Here is a 22,623-nt window from a genome sequence, read left to right as displayed (position 1 = left end):
GAATTAGCCGGCAAGAAAAGATTAGGAGAACTTTCAATGAAAAATAAGTATAATAAAACTGTCTACGCCTGTTTTATCGGCTATATTGTGCAGGCAATCATAAATAATTTTGTTCCGTTGCTGTTTTTGACCTTCCAGTCAAGCTATGGCATTCCGCTGACCAAAATCACAATGCTGGTCACCATCAATTTTGCCATTCAGTTGCTTGTGGACTTGCTCTCCGTTGTAGTTGTGGATAAAATCGGATATCGCGTTTCGATGCTGATTGCACATATCTCTGCGGCATCCGGATTAATATTGCTCACGGTGCTGCCGGGAATGTTAGGCGATCCGTTTGTGGGACTTTTGATAGCTGTTATGGTATACGCTTTGGGCGGAGGGTTGCTGGAAACTCTTGTGAGCCCTATTGTGGAGGCATGCCCGACAGATAACAAAGAAAAGGCGATGAGTCTGTTACATTCCTTTTATTGTTGGGGGCACGTAGGTGTTGTGCTGCTTTCCACACTCTACTTTGGTGTGTTCGGCATTGCCAACTGGCGTGTGCTTGCTGTACTCTGGGCACTTATTCCGCTTGCAAATGCACTGTTGTTTGCAAAAGTACCGATTGCTTCCCTGATAGAGGAAGGAGAACAGGGACTTACATTAAAGGAACTTCTTTCGAAAAAAATATTTCTTCTTCTCATTGTCATGATGGTATGCTCCGGTGCATCTGAACAGTCAGTGAGCCAGTGGGCATCCACCTTTGCAGAAAAAGGACTTGGCATCAGTAAGACAATCGGTGATTTGGCAGGACCGATGACATTTGCGATTATGATGGGAATATCAAGAGTTTTCTATGGCAAGTACGGTGAAAAAATAAATCTGGATCGTTTTATGTATTTAAGCACCTTGCTTTGTATTGCCTCCTATCTGTGTATTGCGTTTGTGCCGATACCGGTATTTGGACTTATCGGCTGTGCCGTGTGCGGGCTTTCCGTCGGCATTATGTGGCCGGGAACGTTCAGTAAGGCAGCCGCTTCGATAAGCAGAGGAGGAACGGCAATGTTTTCTCTTATGGCATTGGCAGGTGATCTGGGATGTCTTGGCGGCCCAACAGTTGTGGGTATTGTATCAGGGCAGTTTGGAGATAATTTGAGAGTGGGAATATTGGCAGCAATTGTGTTCCCGATTGTGCTTCTTGCCGGGATTGCGGGAAGTAATAGGATGAAAACTGCATAGGATATCTAGAGAACTTTTCTCAGATATAAAGGAACTTAAGGGTATGGCTAACGTCATGCCCTTAAATTATGGTGACAAATAAAAGGGAAGGGTGCTATAATTTAGTGGTAAAATTCTATTTGATTTTTTAATAGATAGAAAACCTAAAATGCTCTAATAGTTAAATTTTCCATTATATTTATAAGCAGTCATTAAAAGGAGAGAACATATGAAAACAATTAGGTTACTGTACCCAGATTATTTAAGCGGTGGATTAGAAACATATTATTTCGGTGCAAATCTGCTTGCACATATTCTTCCCGAAAATGAACACCAACCCTTGCTGAAAGTAAAAATTGCTCCGCCCGACGGGAAGGAACGCAGTGTAACAGATGGAGTTTATGCTAAGGATGAGGTTATAGCAGGCATAAAGAAGGCGACTGAAGTTATTGAGGATGCCAAACCGGATAGGATTATCACAATTGGTGGTAATTGCATTGTTTCACAAGCTCCTTTTGATTATCTGCATGGAATTTACGATAATGTTGGTATTATCTGGATTGATGCTCATCCAGATATATCAACTGTGAAGGACGGATATCCAAATGCCCATGCTATGGTACTTGGCTCGCTCATGGGTCATGGGAACAATGCACTTTCTGGTCTGATGAAGAACAAAAAATTCAGAGCTGATGAGATTTTGTATGTTGGATTACAAGACCTGCACAGTTATCAGGAGAAGTTTCTAAAAGATATGGATGTAGATTACAAAGTGCAGACACAGGCGTTTATATCAGATGATGAAATCAAGAATTTCTTATGTCATTTTGACCACATATTGATTCATCTTGATGTTGATGTGTTGGATGCAGGCTTATTTCACTCTACCTATTTTGCAAACCAAGAGCTGGTTGGAGATGGCAGCGGCAGCGGAAGGATGACGATGGAGAAGCTTTCTGGCGTACTGAAGTTTATAACCGAGAATTCCGATGTTGTCGGATTTTCAATAGCAGAATATCTTCCATTTGATGAGCATAAACTGCACAAAATGTTTGCGGACATCAAAATATTTAGTGATTGACAAATTTCAATTTGTGGGGAATTTTGAACTTCGCATTATATTTATAAACAATCATTAATAAGATATTATTTGATACCAATTATTTATATAACGTACAGACAAACAGGAATTTGTGGGGAGGAAAAATAATGACACGAGCAGTAATTTTTGATATGTTCGAAACGCTGATTACTCATTATCATAGTCCACTATATTTTGGAGCACAAATGGCGGAGGATGCAGGGATTTCAGAAGATAAATTTCAGTCACTTTGGTGTCTGACTGAACATGAGCGCTCTACAGGGAAATTAACATTGGAGGAGGTATTGGAAATGATTCTCCGAGAGAATCACTGTTACTCCGAAATGCTTTTAAAGGAAATTGTAGAAAAACGTATAGCGACCAAGGAAGAGTGTTTTAGACATTTACATTCTGAAATTATTCCAATGCTTTCAACATTGAGAAAAAAAGGGCTTTTAATCGGATTAATAAGTAATTGTTTTTCAGAAGAAGCGGATGTTATACGAAGAAGTGAACTGTTTCAATATTTTGACGATATTTATCTTTCATATGAACAGGGGATTCAAAAGCCAGATGCAGAGATTTTCCAAAGATGTATGGATGGCTTTTCTGTGAAGACAGAGGAATGTATATATGTTGGAGACGGAGGCAGTAATGAGCTGGAGACTGCCAGAAGACTCGGAATGAAAGCAGCTCAAGCAGCTTGGTATTTGCAAGAAGGAACAACACAACCTTCAAAGCGAAAGCATGACTTCTTCCAAATAGAAAAACCGCTTGATGTAGTGAATTTTTTGGAGATGTAGGCTATGAAAATTAATTCTGCTTAAATCATTTATATATAGTTATTAATTAGAATTTATCGGACTGAAAAAATGGTATATATCAGGGTGGCTTAGCTATTAATTATTTATCTTAGAAGGAGGGAGTATCGTTTTGAAATATTATATTATAGATGCGTTTACCGATGAACTTTTTAAAGGAAATCAAGCAGGTGTTTGCCTACTTGATGAGTGGCTTGACGATGATATTATGCAGAGCATAGCTTCAGAAAACAATCTTGCGGAAACTGCCTTTGTTGTTAAGCGCAAGGATTATTACGATTTGCGGTGGTTCTCACCGGAAACAGAAATTGATTTATGCGGCCATGCTACACTGGCAGCTGCCTTTGTTATCTCCAACTTTATTGATAACTCCGCGGTGAAAATGGTTTTTCATACTATGAGCGGCATACTGTCGGTTGAGAAAAAAGTTGACTTATTTGAAATGGATTTTCCTGCGAGGATGCCGATACCGATTTCGGTCACACAACTCATGGAACAAGCAATTGGCGTACCAGTACAGGAAGCTCATTTATCTCGTGATATGCTTGTATTAGTTGACTCTGAAAAGCAGGTGAGGGATTTACAGCCTGATTTAAGCTTAATTTCAAAACTACCTGATTGTTTTGCACTTATAGTAACGGCAAAAGGTAAGGAAGTAGATTTTGTTTCAAGATTTTTTGCCCCTAATGCCGGGATTCCAGAAGATCCCGTCACAGGATCATCTCATTCCACGCTAATCCCTTTTTGGGCACAAAAATTAAAAAAGGAGAAAATGGTTGCAAAACAGCTTTCAAAAAGAGGCGGGACACTTTATTGCGAATACCAAAACGATAGGGTAATCATTGCAGGCAAAGCTACTTTGTATTTGCAGGGGAATATTAGAATATCATAGCGTATTAGGAGTGTAACAGGAACACGGCAGATTTGAAAGTTATCGACTGGTTTTGAACTTCGGATTATTTATATTAGGTGCAGGAGGTTGCCAAATGAAGATGAAAAAAAATATAGGGTCAAAAATTTTACTTGGAATTGGAATTCTATTATTAATGTGTTATTTTGGAGGCTTATTTTATATTTACAATATTCAAGAGTATAATCCCTATGCTTCTGCGGGGGCTGATCTTGATGCTTTAATTAACAGTGTATTGTTTTTACCTCCAACTGCAATATGCTTGATATTATCTCTTATATTATATATAAAAGCAAAAAAGTAATATGCACTATGTATTATGAGTATAACATGAAACTGGCAAATTCCAATTTTGGGAGGAAAGATTAAATGGATATTTTTAAAGAAAAATTTCAAGCATTTTTGGAGGAGTTTGGAAAAGGAAGAAAAATGGTTTTATCTACTTCTGAGAATGATAAAGTAACCTCAAGAATGATGAGCGTTGTTCAATTAGATGGTATTTTTTATTTTCAAACAGATAAAATGCTTAGAAAATACAAGCAAATATTGAATAATCCCAATGTTGCATTATGTATTGATAACATACAAATTGAAGGTGTGTGCAAGGAGCTGGGGCATCCTCTGGACAACAGTAACTTTTGCAATAGTTTTAAAGAGTGTTTCCAAGGCTCATATAATGCGTATACTTCACTTGATAATGAACGTCTTTTTATGGTTACGCCGACCTATATTGAAAGATGGGTGTATAAAGGGAGTGCGCCCTATATGGAGATGATGGATGTAGAAAAAGAGAGTTATCTGATAGAAGAATATAAAGGAATATAGCATTTATTACTGAGTGAAAGGAGAAATTTTATGGAGCCTAAAATATATGAATTTGACGCAGTTATTCATAAGGTTCCGGATATAGACGGAGCATATGTAGAAATACCGTTTGATATAAAAGCAGAGTTTGGCAAAGGGCGTGTGCTTGTTCATGCAACATTTGACGGTGAACCGTATGATGGACAGGTTGTGAGAATGGGAACACCAGGTCACATTATTGGTTTGCGGAAGGACATTCGATCAAAAATCGGAAAACAAATAGGGGATACCGTTCATGTGACATTTTGGGAGCGAGAGAAAAGTTAAAAAACAACAAAGGGGAGAATTGTATTATGATTACAATCTATGATTGGTTTGGATATGAATTGCCTATAAAGAAACGTTATCAGCTTATAAAAAAGGCTGGATTTGATGGTGTTTTATTATGGTGGAGTGAAGGGTTTGGTCGTAATGATTATCGTAATGGACCGCAAATCGCACGAGATGCAGACCTTTTTTTAGAAAATATCCACACTCCAATTCAAGACCAAAATAGTCTCTGGATGGATAACCTAAACGGTGAAGCCTTGATGGATTGTTACTTGCAGTGTATTTCAGATTGTGCCGAATTTGAAATTCCTACAATGGTGGTACATTTGCCTGACGAAAAACATCCATGTAATGCATTAGGACTATATAGAATAAATAGAATAGCTGAAAAAGCTGGGCGGCTTGGAGTCAATGTTGCATTGGAAAACTTACATAACTTTGCAAATTTGTCATATGTATTAGAGCAAGTGGACTCTCCGAATATCGGCTTCTGTTATGACTGTTGCCATCACAACAATTACAATTTGAGCGATGATTTATTATCTATGTATGGGTCCCGATTGATGGCTCTGCACTTACATGATAATGGGGGAAGTTATGCCCAACATCAGTTACCCTTTGATGGTACGATTGATTGGGATGTAATTATGAAAAAAATTGCAGAAACGAATTATTCAGGCGCGACTGCACTAGAGCCCATGAACTGGGAGTACAAGGATTTATCTGCAGAAGAATTTTTATATGAAGCTTTTGAAAAAGCTAAAAGACTGGAAGCATTAAGATACGATAGATTTATATGAAACTGGATCTACTTGATTTTACATTTTGTTCTCGCTGTCTGCAAGTCTTATAAGAGGAAAATCGAGGGTAAGAAAAACTGGAAACAAATGCTATTTGCTATCAAATTTCCTTGTTGTTTTTTTGAGGTATTCTGGATTATAATTAGCACTACTTTACAGAGGAATGTCTGGATTAAAAGGGGGGGACTTAGACATGGAAACTTCTATCAGAGAATGGAATATAAAAGATGCCGACAATTTAGCAGAAATGTTGAATAATAAGAATATTCTGAATAATTTGCGTGACGGATTGCCATATCCGTATACAGTAAAAGATGCCGAAGAATATATAACTGCAATGCGTTCAGCTGATAAAACAAAAACTTTTGCTTTTGCAATAACTATTAACAATCAAGCTGTTGGGAGTATTGGTGTTTTTCGATGTGATAATATTCATTTCAGAACTGCTGAAATGGGTTATTATATTAGCGAGCAATACTGGGGAAAAGGGATAGGAACAAATGGGGTAAAACAGACTTGCAGTTATATATTTGAGCATACAGATATTATTAGAATATTTGCAGAGCCATTTGCTTATAATACCGCCTCATGCCATGTGCTTGAAAAAGCAGGTTTTCAATTTGAAGGACTTCTCCGAAGTAATGCAGTCAAAAACGGTAAAGTACTGGATATGAAAATGTATTCTTTGGTTAAAAAAGTTATGGAGGAATAGCAATGGCATAATGAAAAAACCGATAATGCTGAAAGTATCAGAGATTATGCCAGCATAAATGAATTGATTTGTCTGTCTAATATGGAAAACATCAATGGGGTATTGAGAGAAGATGGTTTGCTGCAGCGGGAACGGTTGATGAAGCTTAACAGCGTAGCAATTCATTAAATGGTAATATTAGAAAACCATAAATATAAATTGAATGGTAGTGTTTCGGCTTTTAATGTCGATGTAAACAACAGGGTATCATAAAAAATTCCTTGTTCGGCGGGCAAGAACAAAAATAAAGAAAAACAAATTGCCGAGAATTCCAGTAAAATCAAACGATTTCAGAGGATGGCTAAAGAAAAACTGAATTTGGAGGGGAAGGTAATCATTAATGAATTTTAACAAATTAGTACGTAATAGGATACCACAAATAATAGAAAAGGAAGGATATAAAACTAATTATAAAATAATGAATGAAGAGGAGTATATTTGTGCATTAGACCAAAAACTTATGGAGGAGGCATTCGAATACCAACAGGATAAATCACTAGGAGAGCTTGCGGATATACTGGAAGTTATATATGCAATATGCAAGGCAAGAGGTTATTCAAAAAAAGCTTTGCAGGAGGCATATCAGAAGAAACATGTGGAGCGAGGCGGATTTGATAAAAAGATATTTTTGATTTCAAAAGAATAGTAGAGAACTTTTTTGAAATTAAGCTTCTAAAATAAAATGGACACTTTGTTAATTTGTCAGATAGATTATAAATATAACTAGGAGGGGTTATTATGGAATTTAGGATTATATCATTACCGGACTTTAAGGCGGCATCATCAGGGGTAGATAAAGATTTTGATTTTTCACCCGAAGGTGTTTTGGGAAAATTTGATAAGTATTTTTCAGCTATCATACCATGTGATAGAGATCGTTTTATGCCCCGTGATTTCTTATATTTTGATGAGGAAAAACAAGGCATGGTGTGGATATGGGCATTGAGTGAAGATATGGATGATGGAGGGAATGAGGTAATTGATTTTGAAGGCGGCTACTATTTAACCTATGCCTACAAAGACGGTGATGAAGAAACGAATGAAAAATTGTATAAGGAAGCAATGAAATATATTGAAAATTCAGAGGTTTTAATGCTGGACATCCGTCAGAATCATTATGCAATGGGGCACATCATTACGCCAGCAGATATTATCAAAGCGCAGGGATGGGCGCAAATGGAAACCTTTATACCGGTAAAATTGAAGAACAAATAAGTTCCTGTTTCCAGAAGCGTTATAAATTGAAATATCATGTAAAAACAACAACGAACGAAAGGCTTAGGCCGAAATTAGTAAAATAAATGTCCCCCGACAGTCAAGCACAATTTTGTGCCTTTGCTCTCAGGGGACATTTGTTATTTTAAAAATCTGCTTTATTTATCATTCGCAATTCCAAGCTTATCAAATACATAGAAGCAGAGTGAAAGCAGCATACCTACGATACATGCAAGCACCATACCTTTTAAGGAAACATTGCCGATGTTAAGAGCTACACCGGAAAGTCCGGTTACGAAAACAACGGAAGTAAGAGTCAAATTACGGCTCTTGCTGTAATCCACCTGACCGTCTACCATAACACGGATACCAGAGGCTCCGATCATACCGTAGAGCAGGAAGGAGATACCGCCGATAACAGGTCCCGGAATGGTCTGAATCAATGCTGCAACCGGTCCGATAAAGGAGGAAAGGATGGAAAGCACAGCCGCGCCACCGATAACTTGTACAGAATATACCTTTGTCATAGCCATAACACCGATATTCTCACCATAGGTTGTAGTCGGAACGGAGCCTACAAAGCCGGAAAGCATTGTAGAAATACCATCAGCAAACAGCGTACGGTGTAATCCCGGCTCTTTCAATAAATCACGATCTACAATTTTACTTGTTACAATCTGATGACCGATATGCTCGGAAGCAAGCAGCAGAATAACAGGGAAAATTGTGATAACAGCTTCCAGATTAAAGCGAGGTGTCTGGAAATTCGGGATAACGAAAAAATTTGCATGCAGTGCTGTAACAACAGTACTTATTTTAACGACTCCGGTAAATAAGGCTGCAATATATCCCACAACAATCGCAATCAGAATAGGGATAACGGCAAAGAATTTTTTGAAAAGTACGTTACCAAATACCGCTACTGCCAATGTGATAACAAATACAAGTACATTTTTCGGATCAATGATTGGTGCGGCTTCGGTTGGAACGATACCGCCTGTGCTGGCAGCGCTTCCTGCAAGCTCCAGACCGATAAGAGCTACAACCGGACCCATTGAAGCCGCCGGCAGTACAACGTCAATCCATTTAACACCGAACTTAAAAATAATTAAGGATAACACGCACAGACCAAAACCAACAGCGATAAATCCGCCAAGCGCATATTGATAGCCAAAGCTAGCAATAACTAACCCGGCAGGTGATAAAAATGCAAAGCTAGAGCCAAGATAAGCTGGAGCCTTGCCCTTTGTAATAAGAATAAATAATAGTGTGCCGATACCGTTCATTAACAGAACGACCGACGGGTTAATGTTAAAGATAATTGGTACAAGAACCGATGCACCAAACATTGCAAACATGTGTTGCAAAGAGAGAGGAACTAATAAATTTGCAGATACTTTGTCTTCCACTTGAATGATTTTTTTGCTTTCCAAGAAAATATCCTCCTTAAAATTTGTCACGAAAAAGTATAGCACAGTCTCTTACATATTTCTACAGGAAAAACTAATAATTATAAATTATATATTAATAAAAGTTGATAAGTCAGGCTTAATAATATATTATAGGGATACGATAGCCTCAAATAAAAAACGCTTGAATTACAACGTAATTCTATGTATAGTGAAAGAAACAAATGAAACGGAGAGAACAAAAGTGAAAATACAAACAATATTTGAGACAAAAAAACCGGTTTTATCATTTGAAATTTTTCCGCCAAAAAAAGAAATTGCGCTGAAAAACATTGACGGGATACTGGAGGAGCTTTGCAGCCTGCAGCCTGATTTTATAAGCGTGACCTTCGGGGCGGGGGGCAGCAGTGTGAATAACCAGACAGTTGAGATTGCCAAGAAGATAAAGCATCAATACCACCTCGAGCCGTTGGTACATCTGACCTGTCTTAATTATAACAAACAGGAAATCAGTGGAATTTTAGAAGAGTTAAAGGACTCCGGTATTGAAAATATTTTGGCGCTGCGCGGTGATGTCAATCCCGACGTAGAAAAGAAGGATGATTTTCACTATGCAAGTGATTTGGCAGCCTTTGTAAAAATGAAGGGAGACTTTCATATAAGCGGTGCCTGCTATCCGGAAACTCACATAGAAGCGGGAAGCGCAAAAGTGGATATTTTAAACTTGAAAAAGAAAACAGAAAGCGGAGTGGATCACTTGGTTTCGCAGCTGTTTTTTGACAATGAGCTGTTTTATGATTTTTGCGACAGGGCGAGAGCAGCCGGGATAGATGCGCCGATAGAGGCCGGAATCATGCCGGTCATCAACAAAGCGCAGATTGAGAAAATGGTATCCCTTTGCGGTGCTTCCCTGCCGGCTAAATTCAGCAAGATGATGCAGAAGTATGAAAATAACAAAGAAGCTTTATTCGATGCGGGAATCGCCTATGCAATTGATCAGATTGTGGATTTGCTTGCACATGATGTAGCGGGAATTCATCTCTTTACAATGAATAATCCATTGGTTGCAAGAAGAATTTGCGAGGGAATTAAAACCCTGAGATAGAATTGGGATGGCGAAAGTGATTCATAAAGAAAAAATAGAATACATAATTAAGAAGAAAGACAGGTACCTCAATAAAGTACTTGTCTTTCTTTTATTACAGATAAAAAAGAAAAATAAAATATTAACAAAGTATTAAAATAATTAACAAAATATAAAATAAATATGAAAAAAACAGTTGAAAATAAATTATTTTATGGTATACTAAAACAAATGGTAAATACTTACAAAAACGGTTAAGTAATAAAAGAAAATATAGTAATAATGCTGCTGAATTATAATATATTTATAGATTTTGTTTCGCTATAATTACCGAACCAAATAACTGGGGAGGGATTTTATAGATCAGAAAGAAAGGGGTATTATAATGAAAAGAGGAAGAGGAAGAAAAAGTATCAGTTTTATTTTAACTTGTGTCATGGTTTTTAGTATGTTTTATTTGAATCAGATACCGGTTAAAGCAGCAACAACGTATTATTATGTTTCAACAAGTGGAAGCGATTCGAACGACGGAACATCGAAAACAACTGCTTTCAAGACCTTAACAAAAGCTTTGACAAAAGCAAGTGCGGGTACTACGATTTTTGTATTGAACGGAACTTATAGTTATTCTTCGACATTTAAGCTAACAGCAAACGGAACATCAAGTGAACCCATCAAAATTCTAAATTATAGCGGACATGCTCCTGTAATTGATTTTTCAGGACAAGCAGAGAGCAGCAGTAACAGAGGCTTCCAAATTTCCGGAAATTATTGGATTATTGCAGGACTTACGATCAAGAATGCAGGAGATAACGGTATCCATATCAGCGGAAATTATAACCGTGTACAGGATTGCTTTATTACCAAGTGTTGTGATACAGGACTTCAGATGAGCAATGGAGCTTCCTATAATAGAATCACAAGAGTTACATCCACTTATAATTACGATTCCGGAACAAATGGAGAAAATGCGGATGGTTTTGCAGCTAAATTAGATATTGGACCTGGAAATGTTTTTGAAGACTGTATTGCAGAATACAACTCAGATGATGGATTTGATTTCTATCAAGCCGGTAATGCAGTATCTGTTTATAACAGCCAGGCAAATTACAGCGGCGTTGGTGATGGAAACGGAAATGGTTTTAAAGTAGGTGGAAACTATACGGCTGATAATCATTACTTAGAAGGATGCTCAGCGACAGGTAATAAACTGAGGGGTTTCGATCAGAATAATAACACAGGTTATGTTACGTTGACTAGTTGTACCGGCACAAGCAATTATGTGAATTTTTATTTTCCAACAGCTCCGGCTTCAGGAAAGCATAAATTTACAGATTGTAAGTCGATAAGTGGTACGAGTAAAGACAAAATAGTTGGTGCAACGGTAAGTAATTGTTCGTTTAATCAGTAATAATTTTTTATTTGCAAAATTACATAATTTCCCCTTATCCAACCCGGATAGGGGGATTTTTAGTATCATGGGAAATTCATTACGATACCTTGCAATTCTACAACTGCGTAAATAATATATTTTGTAATGTTTTTAGGTTGCTCCGTTATTTATTACAGGTGAAACTATTATCGGCGCTTATCAAAGTATACGAGATTTTGTTGTATTTACTAATAAGCGTATTATTGCAGTTAATGTACAAGGGCTTACAGGAAAGAAAAAAGATTTTTCTTCATTGCCGTATTCAAAAATTTAAGTATTTTCTGTTGAAACTGCTGGTGTTCTAGAGCTTGATAGCGAGTTAGAATTATATTTCAGTGGACTCGGTAAAGTGAAATTTGAATTTACTGGCACCAGCGATATTGCTTCTATCGGAAGAACCATTGGAGAAATGATTTTATAATATTACTTTATAGTTTACTGATATTTTTGATTATGTGTTTCATGACTTTTATTAAAAGGGGTAAATGGTAGCCTTTGTTAAGGATAACAAAAAAGAGAGAGCCTGATTTAGATATTGATATCTAAACGGGCTCTTAGTAAGTTTTATTACTGATTATCTTATAAGTATAGTATTCCGTCTTATCGTAAGTTCATTTTGGAATTTTACACACATCTTGTTAAATGTAAAGAATATATCATCAGTTTTCCGGTGGAAAACATTCATCAATCACTGCCAAAAGCTTTGGCACACTCTCATTTGTCGTACTGTTGTGGACACATACGACATGAAAGCTATTCTCCAAACCGGCAATCGGTACAAATCTCACAGTATCTGTGGCAAAGTGCTTCATGTGACTTGCCATAATCGTGATTCCTACCTGACAATCCACCATCACAAGCATATTTAACAGGCTGTTTGCCTCATAGATCACATTTGGGAAAAATCCTTGCTTGATACAAATATTGCTGATGAGAGAGCTGTCGTGACGCGATACCTTCGGGTCCATGCTGACGATAGGCTCATCCTTGAGATCGGCGATATTAATCTTATCAAGTTTTGAAAAGCGGTGGTCTTTATGCACAACGGCGCACATGCTGTCCTTAAAAATCGGCTTCTTTGCCAGATTTGGAAAATGCTCCAGTTCCAAATCCGGCAAGATTGCAATGTCAATCTCATTGTTAAACAGTGATTCCATAATTTTCGAATAGGTGTAGTCTAAAGGGTTAATTCTGATTGTCGGATAGTGCTCATGAAAGCGGTTGATGATAAACGGAAGCAGCTCCACAAGCGCAGTTCCAAGAAATCCTAAGTTGATTACTCCGGTCGTACCGTTTTCCATATTCTGAATTTTCCGTATCGTTCCCTCATAAGTATCTAAAATATTTTTGATTTCATCATAATAGATTTTACCCGCGGTTGTCAGTTTAACATCCCTTTTGTTCCGGATAAAAAGCTGGGAACCGATGGTATGTTCCAGATTAATAATCATTTTGCTGAGCGTTGACTGGGAAATATGCAATTTCTGAGAAGCTTTTGTATAACTGAGCGTCTCAGCGAGTGTAATAAAATATTCAAATTGAAATAAATTCATGTTGGTCTCCTCTTTGTCATAACTGTAATGAATTTTATGAATTTCACTTAATATTGGCGATATGTTACACTTATTTTACAACAAAAAAGCGAAAAAGTCACTGGATTTGGTCAAAATAACCAAGTGATTTCAAAAGACTTTCGGGCGCGGAGAATGTACTTTGCACATTCTCTATTTTGAAAGGAGGAAGAACATGATACAAAACATCACAGTGGTAGGTGCCGGGACGATGGGGCATGCCATTGCAGGCTGTTTCGCTCTTTATGGTTACAAAGTATCCGTTTATGAGAGTTTCGAGGCAGTGAGAAACATTTGTAAAGAAAAAATCAAACATCAATATGATTTTTTGGTTTCTGAAGGTGTACTAGACGAAGCGAAGGAGCAGAAGGCACTGGACAACATAACATTGTATGCAGATTTGGCAGAGGCTGCTAAGGATGCAGACTATGTTATTGAGGCGATTCCTGAGGTACCTGAACTAAAGCAGGAGCTGTTTGACAGCTTGATTCAAATATGCCGTGAGGATACCATATTTGCGAGCAACACGTCAAGCATTGCTTTCTCCAAACTGACAGAGAAGCTTGATGAGAAAAATAAGAAAAGAGTGATGGTCTGTCATTGGTACAATCCGGCGCACTTAATTCCGCTTGTGGAGCTGTCCTTTTTCGGGAATATGGAGGAGGCTCGCTATCAGGAGGTAGAGGATTTATACCGCTCCATTGAAAAACGACCTGCAAAGGTGCGAAAGGATATTCCGGGGCTTCTTGCAAACCGCATTCAGCAAGGCATCGCAAGAGAGGTGTTTTCCTTGATGGAAATGGGTGCTGCGGATGCAAAGGATATCGAGACTGCATTGAAATTCGGTCCGGCATTTCGCTATGCGACGACGGGACAACTGGAGGTTGCAGATTTCGGAGGTTTGGATATCTGGTGTAAAGTAGGCGATAACCTTCTTTCAGATATGGACCGTTCCGACCATGCAAGCTCATTGCTTCGCGATAAGGTTGAAAAAGGAGAATTAGGATTTAAGACAGGCAGAGGCTTTTTTGAATATCCTGATTCCGATAGGCTTAAAATACAGAACCAGTTTAACAGACGTCTGTTAAAGCAATTAGAAGTAAGCAAGTCATATGATTAAAAATAAAAAAAGAGAAGGAGCAAGGCTATGGTAAAGAGAACATTGGAAGAACTAAAGGCTTATGATGCACCGGGACATTTTAAAATGACCGCGATGAGAATTCACGGCAAGGAAGAGACAGGAGCAGAGAAATTCTGGATGGGATTATCCACGTTTCTTCCTGGAGGCGGCGCGGAATACGCATATGAGGACAATCCGTTGGAGAAGGTATATTACGTTTTGGAAGGGGAAATGACCGTTACAGACAAGGCGGGTACGAAATATGTGATACATAAAAATGAAAGCATTTCCTTTGCACCAAACGAAGGACGTTACTTAATTAACGAATCAAATAGCCCTGCAACGATGCTGGTTATTATCAATTATCCGCAGTAAGAAAGGAGAAACGAGATGTTAGACAAGAATTTTGTAGACAATATGTTTCATGTAAAGGGAAAGGTAGCTTTAATCACAGGAGCAACAGGAGCACTTGGAAAAGCAATTGCAAAGGGCTACGGTCTTGCTGGAATGAAAGTTATGGCAACCGGAAGAAAAGAAGAATCACTAAAGGCATTATGTGAGGAATTAAAGGCAGAAGGAATTGAATGCGCTTACAGCGTAGGCGATCCTGCAAAAGAAGAAGATGTAAAGCGTATCGTGAAGGATACGGTTGAGACATTTAAGGAAATCAATGTTTTGGTGACGGCAGCAGGATACAACAGCCCGAAATCCATTTTAAATCACACCTTGGAAGATTGGAGAGTTATCATTGACGCTGATGTGCAGGGAACATGGCTCTTCTGTAAATATGTAGGTCACGTTTTGGTAGACCAGAAAAAGGGCGGAAAAGTTATCTTAGTTTCTTCTGCACGTTCTAAGATTGGTATGAAGAACTACACCGGATACTGTACAGCAAAGGCAGGAATTGACCTGATGGCACAGTCACTTGCATGTGAGTGGGGTGAGTACGGCATCAATGTAAACACCTTTAACCCTACGGTATTCCGTTCTGATTTGACAGAGTGGATGTTCAATGATGATACGGCAAGCACGAAGTTCTTAACCCGTATTCCAATCGGACGCTTAGGCGAGCCGGAAGATTTTGTCGGAACAGCGTTATTCTTAGCTTCCAGCTCAAGTGATTTCATCACAGGAGCAAACATTCCGGTAGACGGCGGATATTGGGCAAACTAAATTATTTTAACAATTAAAAAAAAGAAAACCTATGGAGGAATATAAAATGAGTAAAAAAGTATTTGTAGATTTAACACATCCATTCAGCGCGGAGATCCCACGTTGGCCATATTTTGATAAGCCGGTAATTGACAGCAAGCACACCTTGGCAAAGGGTGGTGTTTTAACACAGTATATTGGTTGTACAATGCATACAGGCACTCACTGTGACGCACCTCGTCATGTTATGGAAAAAGAATTTGACGGCAAGAGAGCACGTTACACACATGAAATGCCGGTTGATGCATACACAGGAGATGCGGTTTGTCTTGAGATTCAGATTGAGCCTTGGGGACTTATCACAGAAAAGCATTTAGAGGACGCATGTGAGCGTGCAAACATCAAACCGGAGGAATTAGAAGGAATGGTAGTATGCTTAAATACAGGTATGCACCGTAAGTTTGACGATTCCAAGGATTACTACCACTATTCTTGCGGAACAGGAATTGATGCAGGAAAATGGTTTGTAAAGCATAAAGTAAAATGCGTGGCAATGGATATGCAGGCACTTGATCATCCGCTGCACACCGCTATGGGAAATAACGGAATGACACGTATGAACCTTCTGGGAGCATCCGGAAAGCCGATTACAGAGGAATATATCGAGAAATTCGGCGAGGAAGCATACGCAGAATTTGATAAAGAATTATATATCAAGCTTCACGGACAGAAGGCTTATGATGAAAAGTTCGGTGAATTAGAAGACATCGGCTGCTGGGGAACATGGGAGCCATGCCACAAGGAAATGCTTGGACACGGTATCGTTGGTGTTGAGAACCTTGGTGGTAACTTAGATAAGGTTTCCGGCAAACGTTTTAGATTTTTCTGTTTCCCAATCCGTTGGTATATGGGAGACGGCTCCATGGTTCGCTGCGTTGCAGAGATTGACGAAGAAGATTTAAATGATGTACCGGAAAGAACCTATACATACGGCGGTTGTATGTAAGATAAGCGGGAGGCAAGTATGAGCGATTTGAGCAATAAAGTTATTTTGACAGTGGCAACAACAGGTGCATGGCCGAAAAAGGAGGATACTCCTTATGTGCCGATTACACCAAGCGAGATTGCCGAGGAAGTATATGCATGCTGGAAAGCAGGCGCATCGGTGGCACATATTCATGTCCGCGATGACAATGCGAATGCTTCGATGGACTATAATAAATTTGAAGAAACCGTCAATCTGATTCGTCAGAAAAAGGACTGCAACATTGTGTTAAACCTTACAACCTCAGGTGGAATCGGACTGACGGATGACGTGAGAATGATGCCTTTTATCAATTTAAAGCCGGAGCTGGCTTCCTATGATTGTGGTTCCATGAACTGGCAGCACAATACCGTGTTTGAAAACAGCCCTGCTTTTTTGGAGAAGCTCGGAACGACGATGCAGAATGTCGGAGTAAAGCCGGAAATTGAAATTTTTGACGTAGGTATGATTTACAATGCCCTCTATTATCTGAAAAAAGGAGTATTAAAAGGACCTTTACACTTCCAGTTTGTACTGGGAGCGGCAGGAGGAATGCCTGCAACGGTAGAAAACTTGGTTTATCTGAAAAACCTGATACCAGAAGGGTCAACCTGGAGTGCACTTGGAATCGGAAAAGGACATTTGCCGATTATGTATGCGGCATTGGCATTGGGCGGAAATATCCGTGTCGGAATGGAAGATAACATTCTGTTTAGCAAGGGACAGTTGGCAAAATCCAATGTGGAATTTGTGGAACGTGCAAAGACTGCAATCGAAGCATTCGGAAAACAGGTTGCAACTCCTGACGAAGCAAGACAGATATTGGGAGTGTAGAGTGCAAGGAGGACGTATGAGAGAAGTAGTAATTGCCGGAGCAGCAAGAACGGCTGTAGGCAGCTTTGGCGGAAGTCTTGCAGGCATATCAGCGGTGGAGTTAGGTGCCACCGCTGCCAAGGAAGCAATAAGCCGCGCAGGACTGAAACCGGAGCAGATAGATGAAGTGGTAATCGGCAACGTGCTGAGTGCGGGGCTTGGACAGAATATCTCAAGACAGATTGCATTAAAAGCAGGGCTTTCTATTGAAACACCTGCATTTGGTGTCAATATGGTATGTGGTTCTGGTCTCAGAGCAATCTCAATAGCGGCACAGATTATCAAAGCAGGTGATGCGGACATTATTTTGGCAGGAGGTGCGGAGAGCATGTCAAATGCGCCGTACATTCTTAGTAATCACCGCTTTGGTAAAAAGATGGGCGATGAGAAGCTTGTAGATTCAATGGTAAATGACGGATTGTGGGATGCTTTCCATGATTACCATATGGGAATTACCGCTGAAAATATTGCAGAGCGTTATCAAATCAGCAGAGAAGAGCAGGATGAATTTTCAGCGATAAGCCAGCAAAGAGCAGAGAAAGCAATCCAAGAAGGGCGTTTTAAGGAAGAGATTGTACCGGTTGAGATTCCAATGAAAAAAGGCGCGGTAAAAATCTTTGATACAGACGAATTCCCGAGGTTTGGAACAACAGCGGAGACACTTGGAAACTTGCGCCCATCCTTTAAAAAGGACGGAACAGTCACAGCAGGAAATGCTTCCGGCATCAATGACGGAGCGGCAATGCTTGTTATCTGTTCCAAGGAAAAGGCGTTGGAACTAAAACTTCCGATTATGGCTGAGATTACCGGCTACGGCTCAGGCGGAGTGGAGCCGGAGGTTATGGGACTCGGCGTTGTCCCTGCGGCAAAGCTTGCGATGAAGAAAGCGGGTGTTACCGCAGAGGAGCTTGACTTAATCGAGGCAAACGAAGCCTTTGCGGCACAGGCGATTGCAGTGTGCAGAGATTTAGGATTTGGAATGGAGAAGACAAATGTAAATGGCGGTGCCATTGCACTTGGACATCCGATAGGAGCATCCGGCGCCAGAATTTTAGTTTCCCTGCTGTTTGAAATGCAAAGAAAAGAGGCGAAAAAAGGTCTTGCGACACTTTGCATCGGCGGCGGAATGGGCACGGCGATTGTAATAGAACGATAGGTGGAATGAATATGAAGATGGTATCTGCACAGGAGGCAGTTGCAGCAATTAAAGATGGTTCCGTTATTATGATTGGCGGTTTTATGTCCAACGGAACACCTGAAATTTTAATTGATGCACTAATTGAAAAAAATGTTAAGGATTTAACAATTATTGCAAATGATAGCGGGACACCGGGAACCGGGATAGCACGTTTATTGGAAGCAAACCTAGTAAAAAAGATGATAGCATCTCATATTGGTTTGAATCCTATGGCAGGCCAGATGATGCATGACGGAATAATCGAAATGCAATTGGTGCCCCAGGGGACTCTCGTAGAACAAATCAGAGCAGGCGGAGCAGGGCTTGGCGGCGTGCTGACCCCGACCGGTCTTGGGACTGAGGTGGCAGCAGGAAAAGAGGTTTTGGAGATTGACGGAAAGCAGTATCTCTTAGAAAAACCTTTGAAGGCAGATTTTGCGCTGATTCGCGGCTCCGTTGCCGATGAAAAAGGAAATGTTTATTATAAGGCGACGACCAGAAACTTTAATCCGGTTATGGCAACGGCTGCCGAGACCGTAATCGTCGCTGCTGAGGAAATTGTGCCGGTTGGAGAATTACAGCCGGAGTTAATCGCAACGCCGGGAATTTTTGTGGATTATCTGGTAGGAGGTGAACCTCATGTCGGTTAAGGAAAAGATAGCGAAAAGAGTAGCGATGGAGATGAAAGACGGACATGTCGTAAACTTAGGAATCGGTCTGCCTACAATGGTGGCGGATTATACTCCTGAGGATGTTACGATCTGTCTGCAGTCTGAAAACGGAATTCTGGGAATGGGCGCTGTTGTGCCGGAGGAGTCCTCAGACCGAAATATCGTAAATGCCGGAGGAAGAACCGTCACGGTTGAGACGGGAGCATGCTATTTTGACAGCGCAACCTCCTTCGCAATCATACGCGGGGGTCATGTTGATATGACGGTACTTGGCGCACTTCAGGTTGATGAACGGGGAAGCCTTGCAAGCCATATCATACCGGGCAAGATGGTACCGGGCATGGGCGGTGCAATGGATTTGGTTACCGGCTCAAAGAAGGTTATCATTGCGATGACCCACACGGCAAAGGATGGCTCACCAAAGATTTTAAAGCAGATTACCCTGCCTGCAACGGCAGTGGAAAAGGTGCACCAGATTGTGACAGAACTTGCCGTAATCGAGGTGACAAAAGAAGGGCTCATACTGAGGGAAATCGCAGAGGGTACAACGTTGGAAGAGGTTGTCGAGAAAACGGAGGCACCTTTGATTATACCGGAGAATGTGAGACAGTTTTAAAAAGCGAAAGAGATATAAAAATATAGGAAAAACCAAGTTTGCTCAAATCGCAGACTTGGTTTTTTGTTTGACATAAATGAAAAACACGTATTATTTGACCTGATTTTTACAGTGTGGTATAATATTTTAGTGTAATTCAATAATGATTACGGGAGCATAAACCGGACAAAAGAAAAAGATTCATCCGGCATACTAAGGAGGCTTTTAAATGATGAACAACGAAAACGATATGGAGATAATCAATGCACTTAAAGTGAGCATACCTTATCTAAGACAACTAACCAAGGATGATCTTGTTATAAGTATTTTTATAAATGGAATCTGCGATAGCTGTTTCTGTGACCCGGATTCCGGTGCAGGCGTGCAGCCGGGATTTGATATGAGCCATGATCCGACTTTAATTGAGGTGACAAGAACGGGAAAAGCAATGCATAATGTGATTCCGCGAGAGGTATTCGGAAGATCGATTGAGGGAGAAGTAATTCCGATTAAAAACAATAAAAACGAAGTAATTGCAGTGGTAACTTCGGGGTATGATACAGAGAAAAACTTTCAGGTTGAGTCTTCTTCCTCAGCATTGGCAGGATCTCTCGGACAGATTAATGAGTCCATCAGCCATATAGCAGACGGCTCCATGAACCTCACAGAGCTGCTCGGCAAGATACAAAGCTTTTCACAGGAAGTGACGAAGGAAATTCAAAACATTACAAATGTGGTGGATATGATTCAAAAAAGTGCGGGACAATCTAATATTTTGGCACTGAATGCTTCGATTGAAGCGGCAAGAGCTGGAGATGCCGGACGTGGTTTCTCTGTGGTTGCTTCCGAAATGGGAAAATTTTCAAAGAGCAACAGCGAATCAGCGAAGTTGATTAGCGATAAGCTTACCAAGATGTCGGAATATATTGGTCTGTTAAGCAATCATGTCAACAATGCCAATGAAATATCAAGCACACAATCAGCGGAGGTTGAGGATATTACCGCAAGCATAGAGGTAATATCAAGGAAAGCCGAAGAATTGAATGAGCTGGCAAAAAGTTAAGAAGCATCCATAGACTTACAAGGGAGTGTATGTAGTGATACATGTCACTTCCTTTTTTGCAAGACAGGCTTTTTGGAATTAAAGTGGTAAAGCTTTGATTTATAAGCAAAACAGCATGCTACTTATTATTAAAAATACATATTAATCAGTTGAAATTTATTAGTATAACTTGTAAAATAATAGAGTTGAAAGAGTTTTGTATAAAATGATAAACGCACATTATTTTAGGAGGACAATTATGAAGAAGAAAATGCTTAGTTTGCTGCTTGGTTTGACAATGACAGCAACATTACTGGCAGGTTGCGGCTCTGCGGCTGAGGAAGGCTCAGCAGGCACTGATGCAGCAAAAACAGAGGGTACAGCAGCGGGTGCAGTGGATGCGAGTGCAGTCAAAGTAGGAATTATCTATATCGGTGATGAGAATGAAGGCTATACAGAGTCTCATATGAAGGGAATTGATGAGATGCAGAAAGCGCTCGGTATCGAAGATTCTCAGGTCATTGAAAAAACGAATATACCAGAGGATGAGTCAGCATACGATGCAGCGGTTGACCTTGCAGATCAGGGCTGTAATATTATTTTTGCAACAAGCTTCGGACAGGAGAGCTATTTAATACAGGCAGCATCCGAATATCCGGAAATCCAGTTCTGTCATGCAACCGGATATCAGGCAGCTTCCTCAGGACTTTCTAATATGCACAACTATTTTACTTCTATTTATGAAGCAAGATATGTATCGGGTGTTGTTGCCGGCTTAAAATTAAATGCAATGATTGAAGATGGTACTATTACAGCAGATGCGGCAAAAATAGGATATGTAGGTGCATTCCCATATGCGGAAGTGGTTTCCGGTTATACCTCTTTTTACTTAGGAGCTAAGAGTGTATGCCCTACCGTAACAATGGACGTGCAGTATACAAACAGCTGGGGAAATATGTCAGCTGAGGCAGAGGTTGCTTCTCAGTTAATCGCAAACGGCTGTGTATTAATCGGTCAGCATGCAGATACAACAGGTGCACCATCCACAGCGGAGACAGCAGGTATTCCTTGTGTAGGCTACAACGTAGACATGACAACAGTTGCTCCAAACAGCGCATTGATATCAGCTTATAACAACTGGGGTCCTTACTATACATATGCAGTTCAAAGCGTTCTGGAAGGCACTGCAATGAGTACAGACTGGTGCCAGGGCTATAACGAAGATGCAGTCGGAACTACAGCAATCAACGAGGCTGTAGCAGCAGAAGGAAGTGCTGATAAAGTAGAGGAAATAAAAGCGGCAATCAAGGACGGCAGCTTACATGTATTTGATACAAGCACATTTACAGTAAACGGTTCTTCGATTGAAGATTTAATCGCAAACGATACTGAGTTTGCAAAATATGCAGACTATGTAAAAGATGGCTACTACCATGAATCAGAGCTTGCATCTGTTCCGTCTTTTGACTTAAGAATTGATGGTATTACGGAGTTGACAGAGTAGTTTTAGTATTGAACAATTGATAAACTTTTTAGCGGAGCTGTATTACACAGTTCCGCAAAC

General features: G+C 39.9%; 25 protein-coding genes and 1 pseudogene. 24 read left to right on the top strand and 2 right to left on the bottom strand.

Features of this window, described 5'->3' with window-relative positions; genetic code table 11:
• Positions 1–36: 36 nt before the first annotated feature.
• From CTY48_RS11655 to CTY48_RS11600, 11 genes are all read left to right on the top strand, one after another.
• Positions 37–1,218, top strand: a complete 1,182-nt coding sequence (locus CTY48_RS11655) for an MFS transporter (RefSeq protein ID WP_099468656.1) — start codon at positions 37–39, stop codon at positions 1,216–1,218.
• 208 nt (positions 1,219–1,426) lie between these two features.
• Entirely contained in the window at positions 1,427–2,278 is an 852-nt protein-coding gene (locus tag CTY48_RS11650; protein ID WP_099468655.1) for an arginase family protein, read from the top strand.
• 128 nt (positions 2,279–2,406) lie between these two features.
• On the top strand, positions 2,407–3,081 hold the full coding sequence (locus tag CTY48_RS11645; RefSeq protein ID WP_099468654.1) for an HAD family hydrolase: 675 nt from the start codon (positions 2,407–2,409) through the stop codon (positions 3,079–3,081).
• Between the two features lie 130 nt (positions 3,082–3,211).
• Positions 3,212–3,991 carry a PhzF family phenazine biosynthesis protein gene (locus tag CTY48_RS11640; protein ID WP_099468653.1) on the top strand — a complete coding sequence of 260 codons (780 nt, stop codon included), beginning with the start codon at positions 3,212–3,214 and terminating at the stop codon, positions 3,989–3,991.
• A gap of 94 nt (positions 3,992–4,085) precedes the next feature.
• Positions 4,086–4,313: a hypothetical protein gene (locus tag CTY48_RS11635; RefSeq protein WP_099468652.1), complete on the top strand. Its 228-nt coding sequence runs from the start codon at positions 4,086–4,088 to the stop codon at positions 4,311–4,313.
• A 65-nt stretch (positions 4,314–4,378) separates the two neighbouring features.
• The gene (locus CTY48_RS11630; protein ID WP_099468651.1) at positions 4,379–4,834 is read left to right on the top strand and encodes a pyridoxamine 5'-phosphate oxidase family protein; all 456 of its coding nucleotides are present in this window, start codon (positions 4,379–4,381) and stop codon (positions 4,832–4,834) included.
• 30 nt (positions 4,835–4,864) lie between these two features.
• On the top strand, positions 4,865–5,140 hold the full coding sequence (locus tag CTY48_RS11625; protein WP_099468650.1) for a DUF1905 domain-containing protein: 276 nt from the start codon (positions 4,865–4,867) through the stop codon (positions 5,138–5,140).
• Positions 5,141–5,166: 26 nt separating this feature from the next.
• Positions 5,167–5,943: a sugar phosphate isomerase/epimerase family protein gene (locus CTY48_RS11620; protein WP_099468649.1), complete on the top strand. Its 777-nt coding sequence runs from the start codon at positions 5,167–5,169 to the stop codon at positions 5,941–5,943.
• A 193-nt stretch (positions 5,944–6,136) separates the two neighbouring features.
• The gene (locus CTY48_RS11615; RefSeq protein ID WP_099468648.1) at positions 6,137–6,655 is read left to right on the top strand and encodes a GNAT family N-acetyltransferase; all 519 of its coding nucleotides are present in this window, start codon (positions 6,137–6,139) and stop codon (positions 6,653–6,655) included.
• A 379-nt stretch (positions 6,656–7,034) separates the two neighbouring features.
• Positions 7,035–7,340 carry a nucleoside triphosphate pyrophosphohydrolase gene (locus tag CTY48_RS11605; RefSeq protein WP_099468647.1) on the top strand — a complete coding sequence of 102 codons (306 nt, stop codon included), beginning with the start codon at positions 7,035–7,037 and terminating at the stop codon, positions 7,338–7,340.
• Positions 7,341–7,432: 92 nt separating this feature from the next.
• On the top strand, positions 7,433–7,909 hold the full coding sequence (locus CTY48_RS11600; protein WP_099468646.1) for a hypothetical protein: 477 nt from the start codon (positions 7,433–7,435) through the stop codon (positions 7,907–7,909).
• Between the two features lie 158 nt (positions 7,910–8,067).
• Here CTY48_RS11600 and uraA read toward each other — a convergent pair whose 3' ends face one another.
• A complete protein-coding gene (gene uraA, locus CTY48_RS11595) occupies positions 8,068–9,342 on the bottom strand; it encodes a uracil permease (protein ID WP_099468645.1) in 1,275 nt (424 codons plus the stop codon).
• Positions 9,343–9,562: 220 nt separating this feature from the next.
• Between uraA and metF the strand changes: the two genes are divergently transcribed.
• The 3 genes and pseudogenes from metF (at position 9,563) to CTY48_RS20065 (ending at position 12,255) form a co-directional block, all read left to right on the top strand.
• The gene (metF, locus tag CTY48_RS11590; RefSeq protein ID WP_099468644.1) at positions 9,563–10,423 is read left to right on the top strand and encodes a methylenetetrahydrofolate reductase [NAD(P)H]; all 861 of its coding nucleotides are present in this window, start codon (positions 9,563–9,565) and stop codon (positions 10,421–10,423) included.
• 364 nt (positions 10,424–10,787) lie between these two features.
• Positions 10,788–11,813, top strand: a complete 1,026-nt coding sequence (locus CTY48_RS11585; protein ID WP_099468643.1) for a right-handed parallel beta-helix repeat-containing protein — start codon at positions 10,788–10,790, stop codon at positions 11,811–11,813.
• A 151-nt stretch (positions 11,814–11,964) separates the two neighbouring features.
• Positions 11,965–12,255: pseudogene (locus CTY48_RS20065) on the top strand (PH domain-containing protein).
• A gap of 238 nt (positions 12,256–12,493) precedes the next feature.
• Here CTY48_RS20065 and CTY48_RS11575 read toward each other — a convergent pair.
• A complete protein-coding gene (locus CTY48_RS11575) occupies positions 12,494–13,387 on the bottom strand; it encodes a LysR family transcriptional regulator (protein WP_099468642.1) in 894 nt (297 codons plus the stop codon).
• Positions 13,388–13,580: 193 nt separating this feature from the next.
• Between CTY48_RS11575 and CTY48_RS11570 the strand changes: the two genes are divergently transcribed.
• From CTY48_RS11570 to CTY48_RS11525, 10 genes are all read left to right on the top strand, one after another.
• Positions 13,581–14,525, top strand: a complete 945-nt coding sequence (locus tag CTY48_RS11570) for a 3-hydroxyacyl-CoA dehydrogenase family protein (protein ID WP_099468641.1) — start codon at positions 13,581–13,583, stop codon at positions 14,523–14,525.
• Between the two features lie 27 nt (positions 14,526–14,552).
• A complete protein-coding gene (locus CTY48_RS11565; RefSeq protein ID WP_099468640.1) occupies positions 14,553–14,900 on the top strand; it encodes a cupin domain-containing protein in 348 nt (115 codons plus the stop codon).
• A 15-nt stretch (positions 14,901–14,915) separates the two neighbouring features.
• Positions 14,916–15,698 (top strand): SDR family NAD(P)-dependent oxidoreductase, encoded by a 783-nt coding sequence (locus CTY48_RS11560; protein ID WP_099468639.1) that lies wholly within the window; start codon positions 14,916–14,918, stop codon positions 15,696–15,698.
• 46 nt (positions 15,699–15,744) lie between these two features.
• A complete protein-coding gene (locus tag CTY48_RS11555; RefSeq protein WP_099468638.1) occupies positions 15,745–16,683 on the top strand; it encodes a cyclase family protein in 939 nt (312 codons plus the stop codon).
• 18 nt (positions 16,684–16,701) lie between these two features.
• Entirely contained in the window at positions 16,702–17,535 is an 834-nt protein-coding gene (locus CTY48_RS11550) for a BKACE family enzyme (protein WP_099468637.1), read from the top strand.
• 16 nt (positions 17,536–17,551) lie between these two features.
• Complete coding sequence (locus CTY48_RS11545; RefSeq protein WP_099468636.1) at positions 17,552–18,730, top strand: acetyl-CoA C-acetyltransferase; 1,179 nt, start codon at positions 17,552–17,554, stop codon at positions 18,728–18,730.
• Positions 18,731–18,741: 11 nt separating this feature from the next.
• Positions 18,742–19,401: a CoA transferase subunit A gene (locus CTY48_RS11540; protein WP_099468635.1), complete on the top strand. Its 660-nt coding sequence runs from the start codon at positions 18,742–18,744 to the stop codon at positions 19,399–19,401.
• Entirely contained in the window at positions 19,391–20,038 is a 648-nt protein-coding gene (locus tag CTY48_RS11535; protein ID WP_099468634.1) for a 3-oxoacid CoA-transferase subunit B, read from the top strand. Before CTY48_RS11540 ends, CTY48_RS11535 begins: the two co-directional genes overlap by 11 nt.
• A 208-nt stretch (positions 20,039–20,246) precedes the next feature.
• Positions 20,247–21,080 carry a methyl-accepting chemotaxis protein gene (locus CTY48_RS11530; RefSeq protein WP_099468633.1) on the top strand — a complete coding sequence of 278 codons (834 nt, stop codon included), beginning with the start codon at positions 20,247–20,249 and terminating at the stop codon, positions 21,078–21,080.
• A 238-nt stretch (positions 21,081–21,318) separates the two neighbouring features.
• Complete coding sequence (locus CTY48_RS11525; protein WP_099468632.1) at positions 21,319–22,563, top strand: BMP family ABC transporter substrate-binding protein; 1,245 nt, start codon at positions 21,319–21,321, stop codon at positions 22,561–22,563.
• Positions 22,564–22,623: the final 60 nt, after the last annotated feature.

It is taken from the genome of Konateibacter massiliensis (assembly GCF_900184995.1).
Taxonomy (GTDB): Bacteria; Bacillota; Clostridia; order Lachnospirales; family Lachnospiraceae; genus Lachnotalea; species Lachnotalea massiliensis.
Note: the sequence above shows the minus strand (reverse complement) of the source record. Positions and strands in the feature narration are given on the sequence as shown.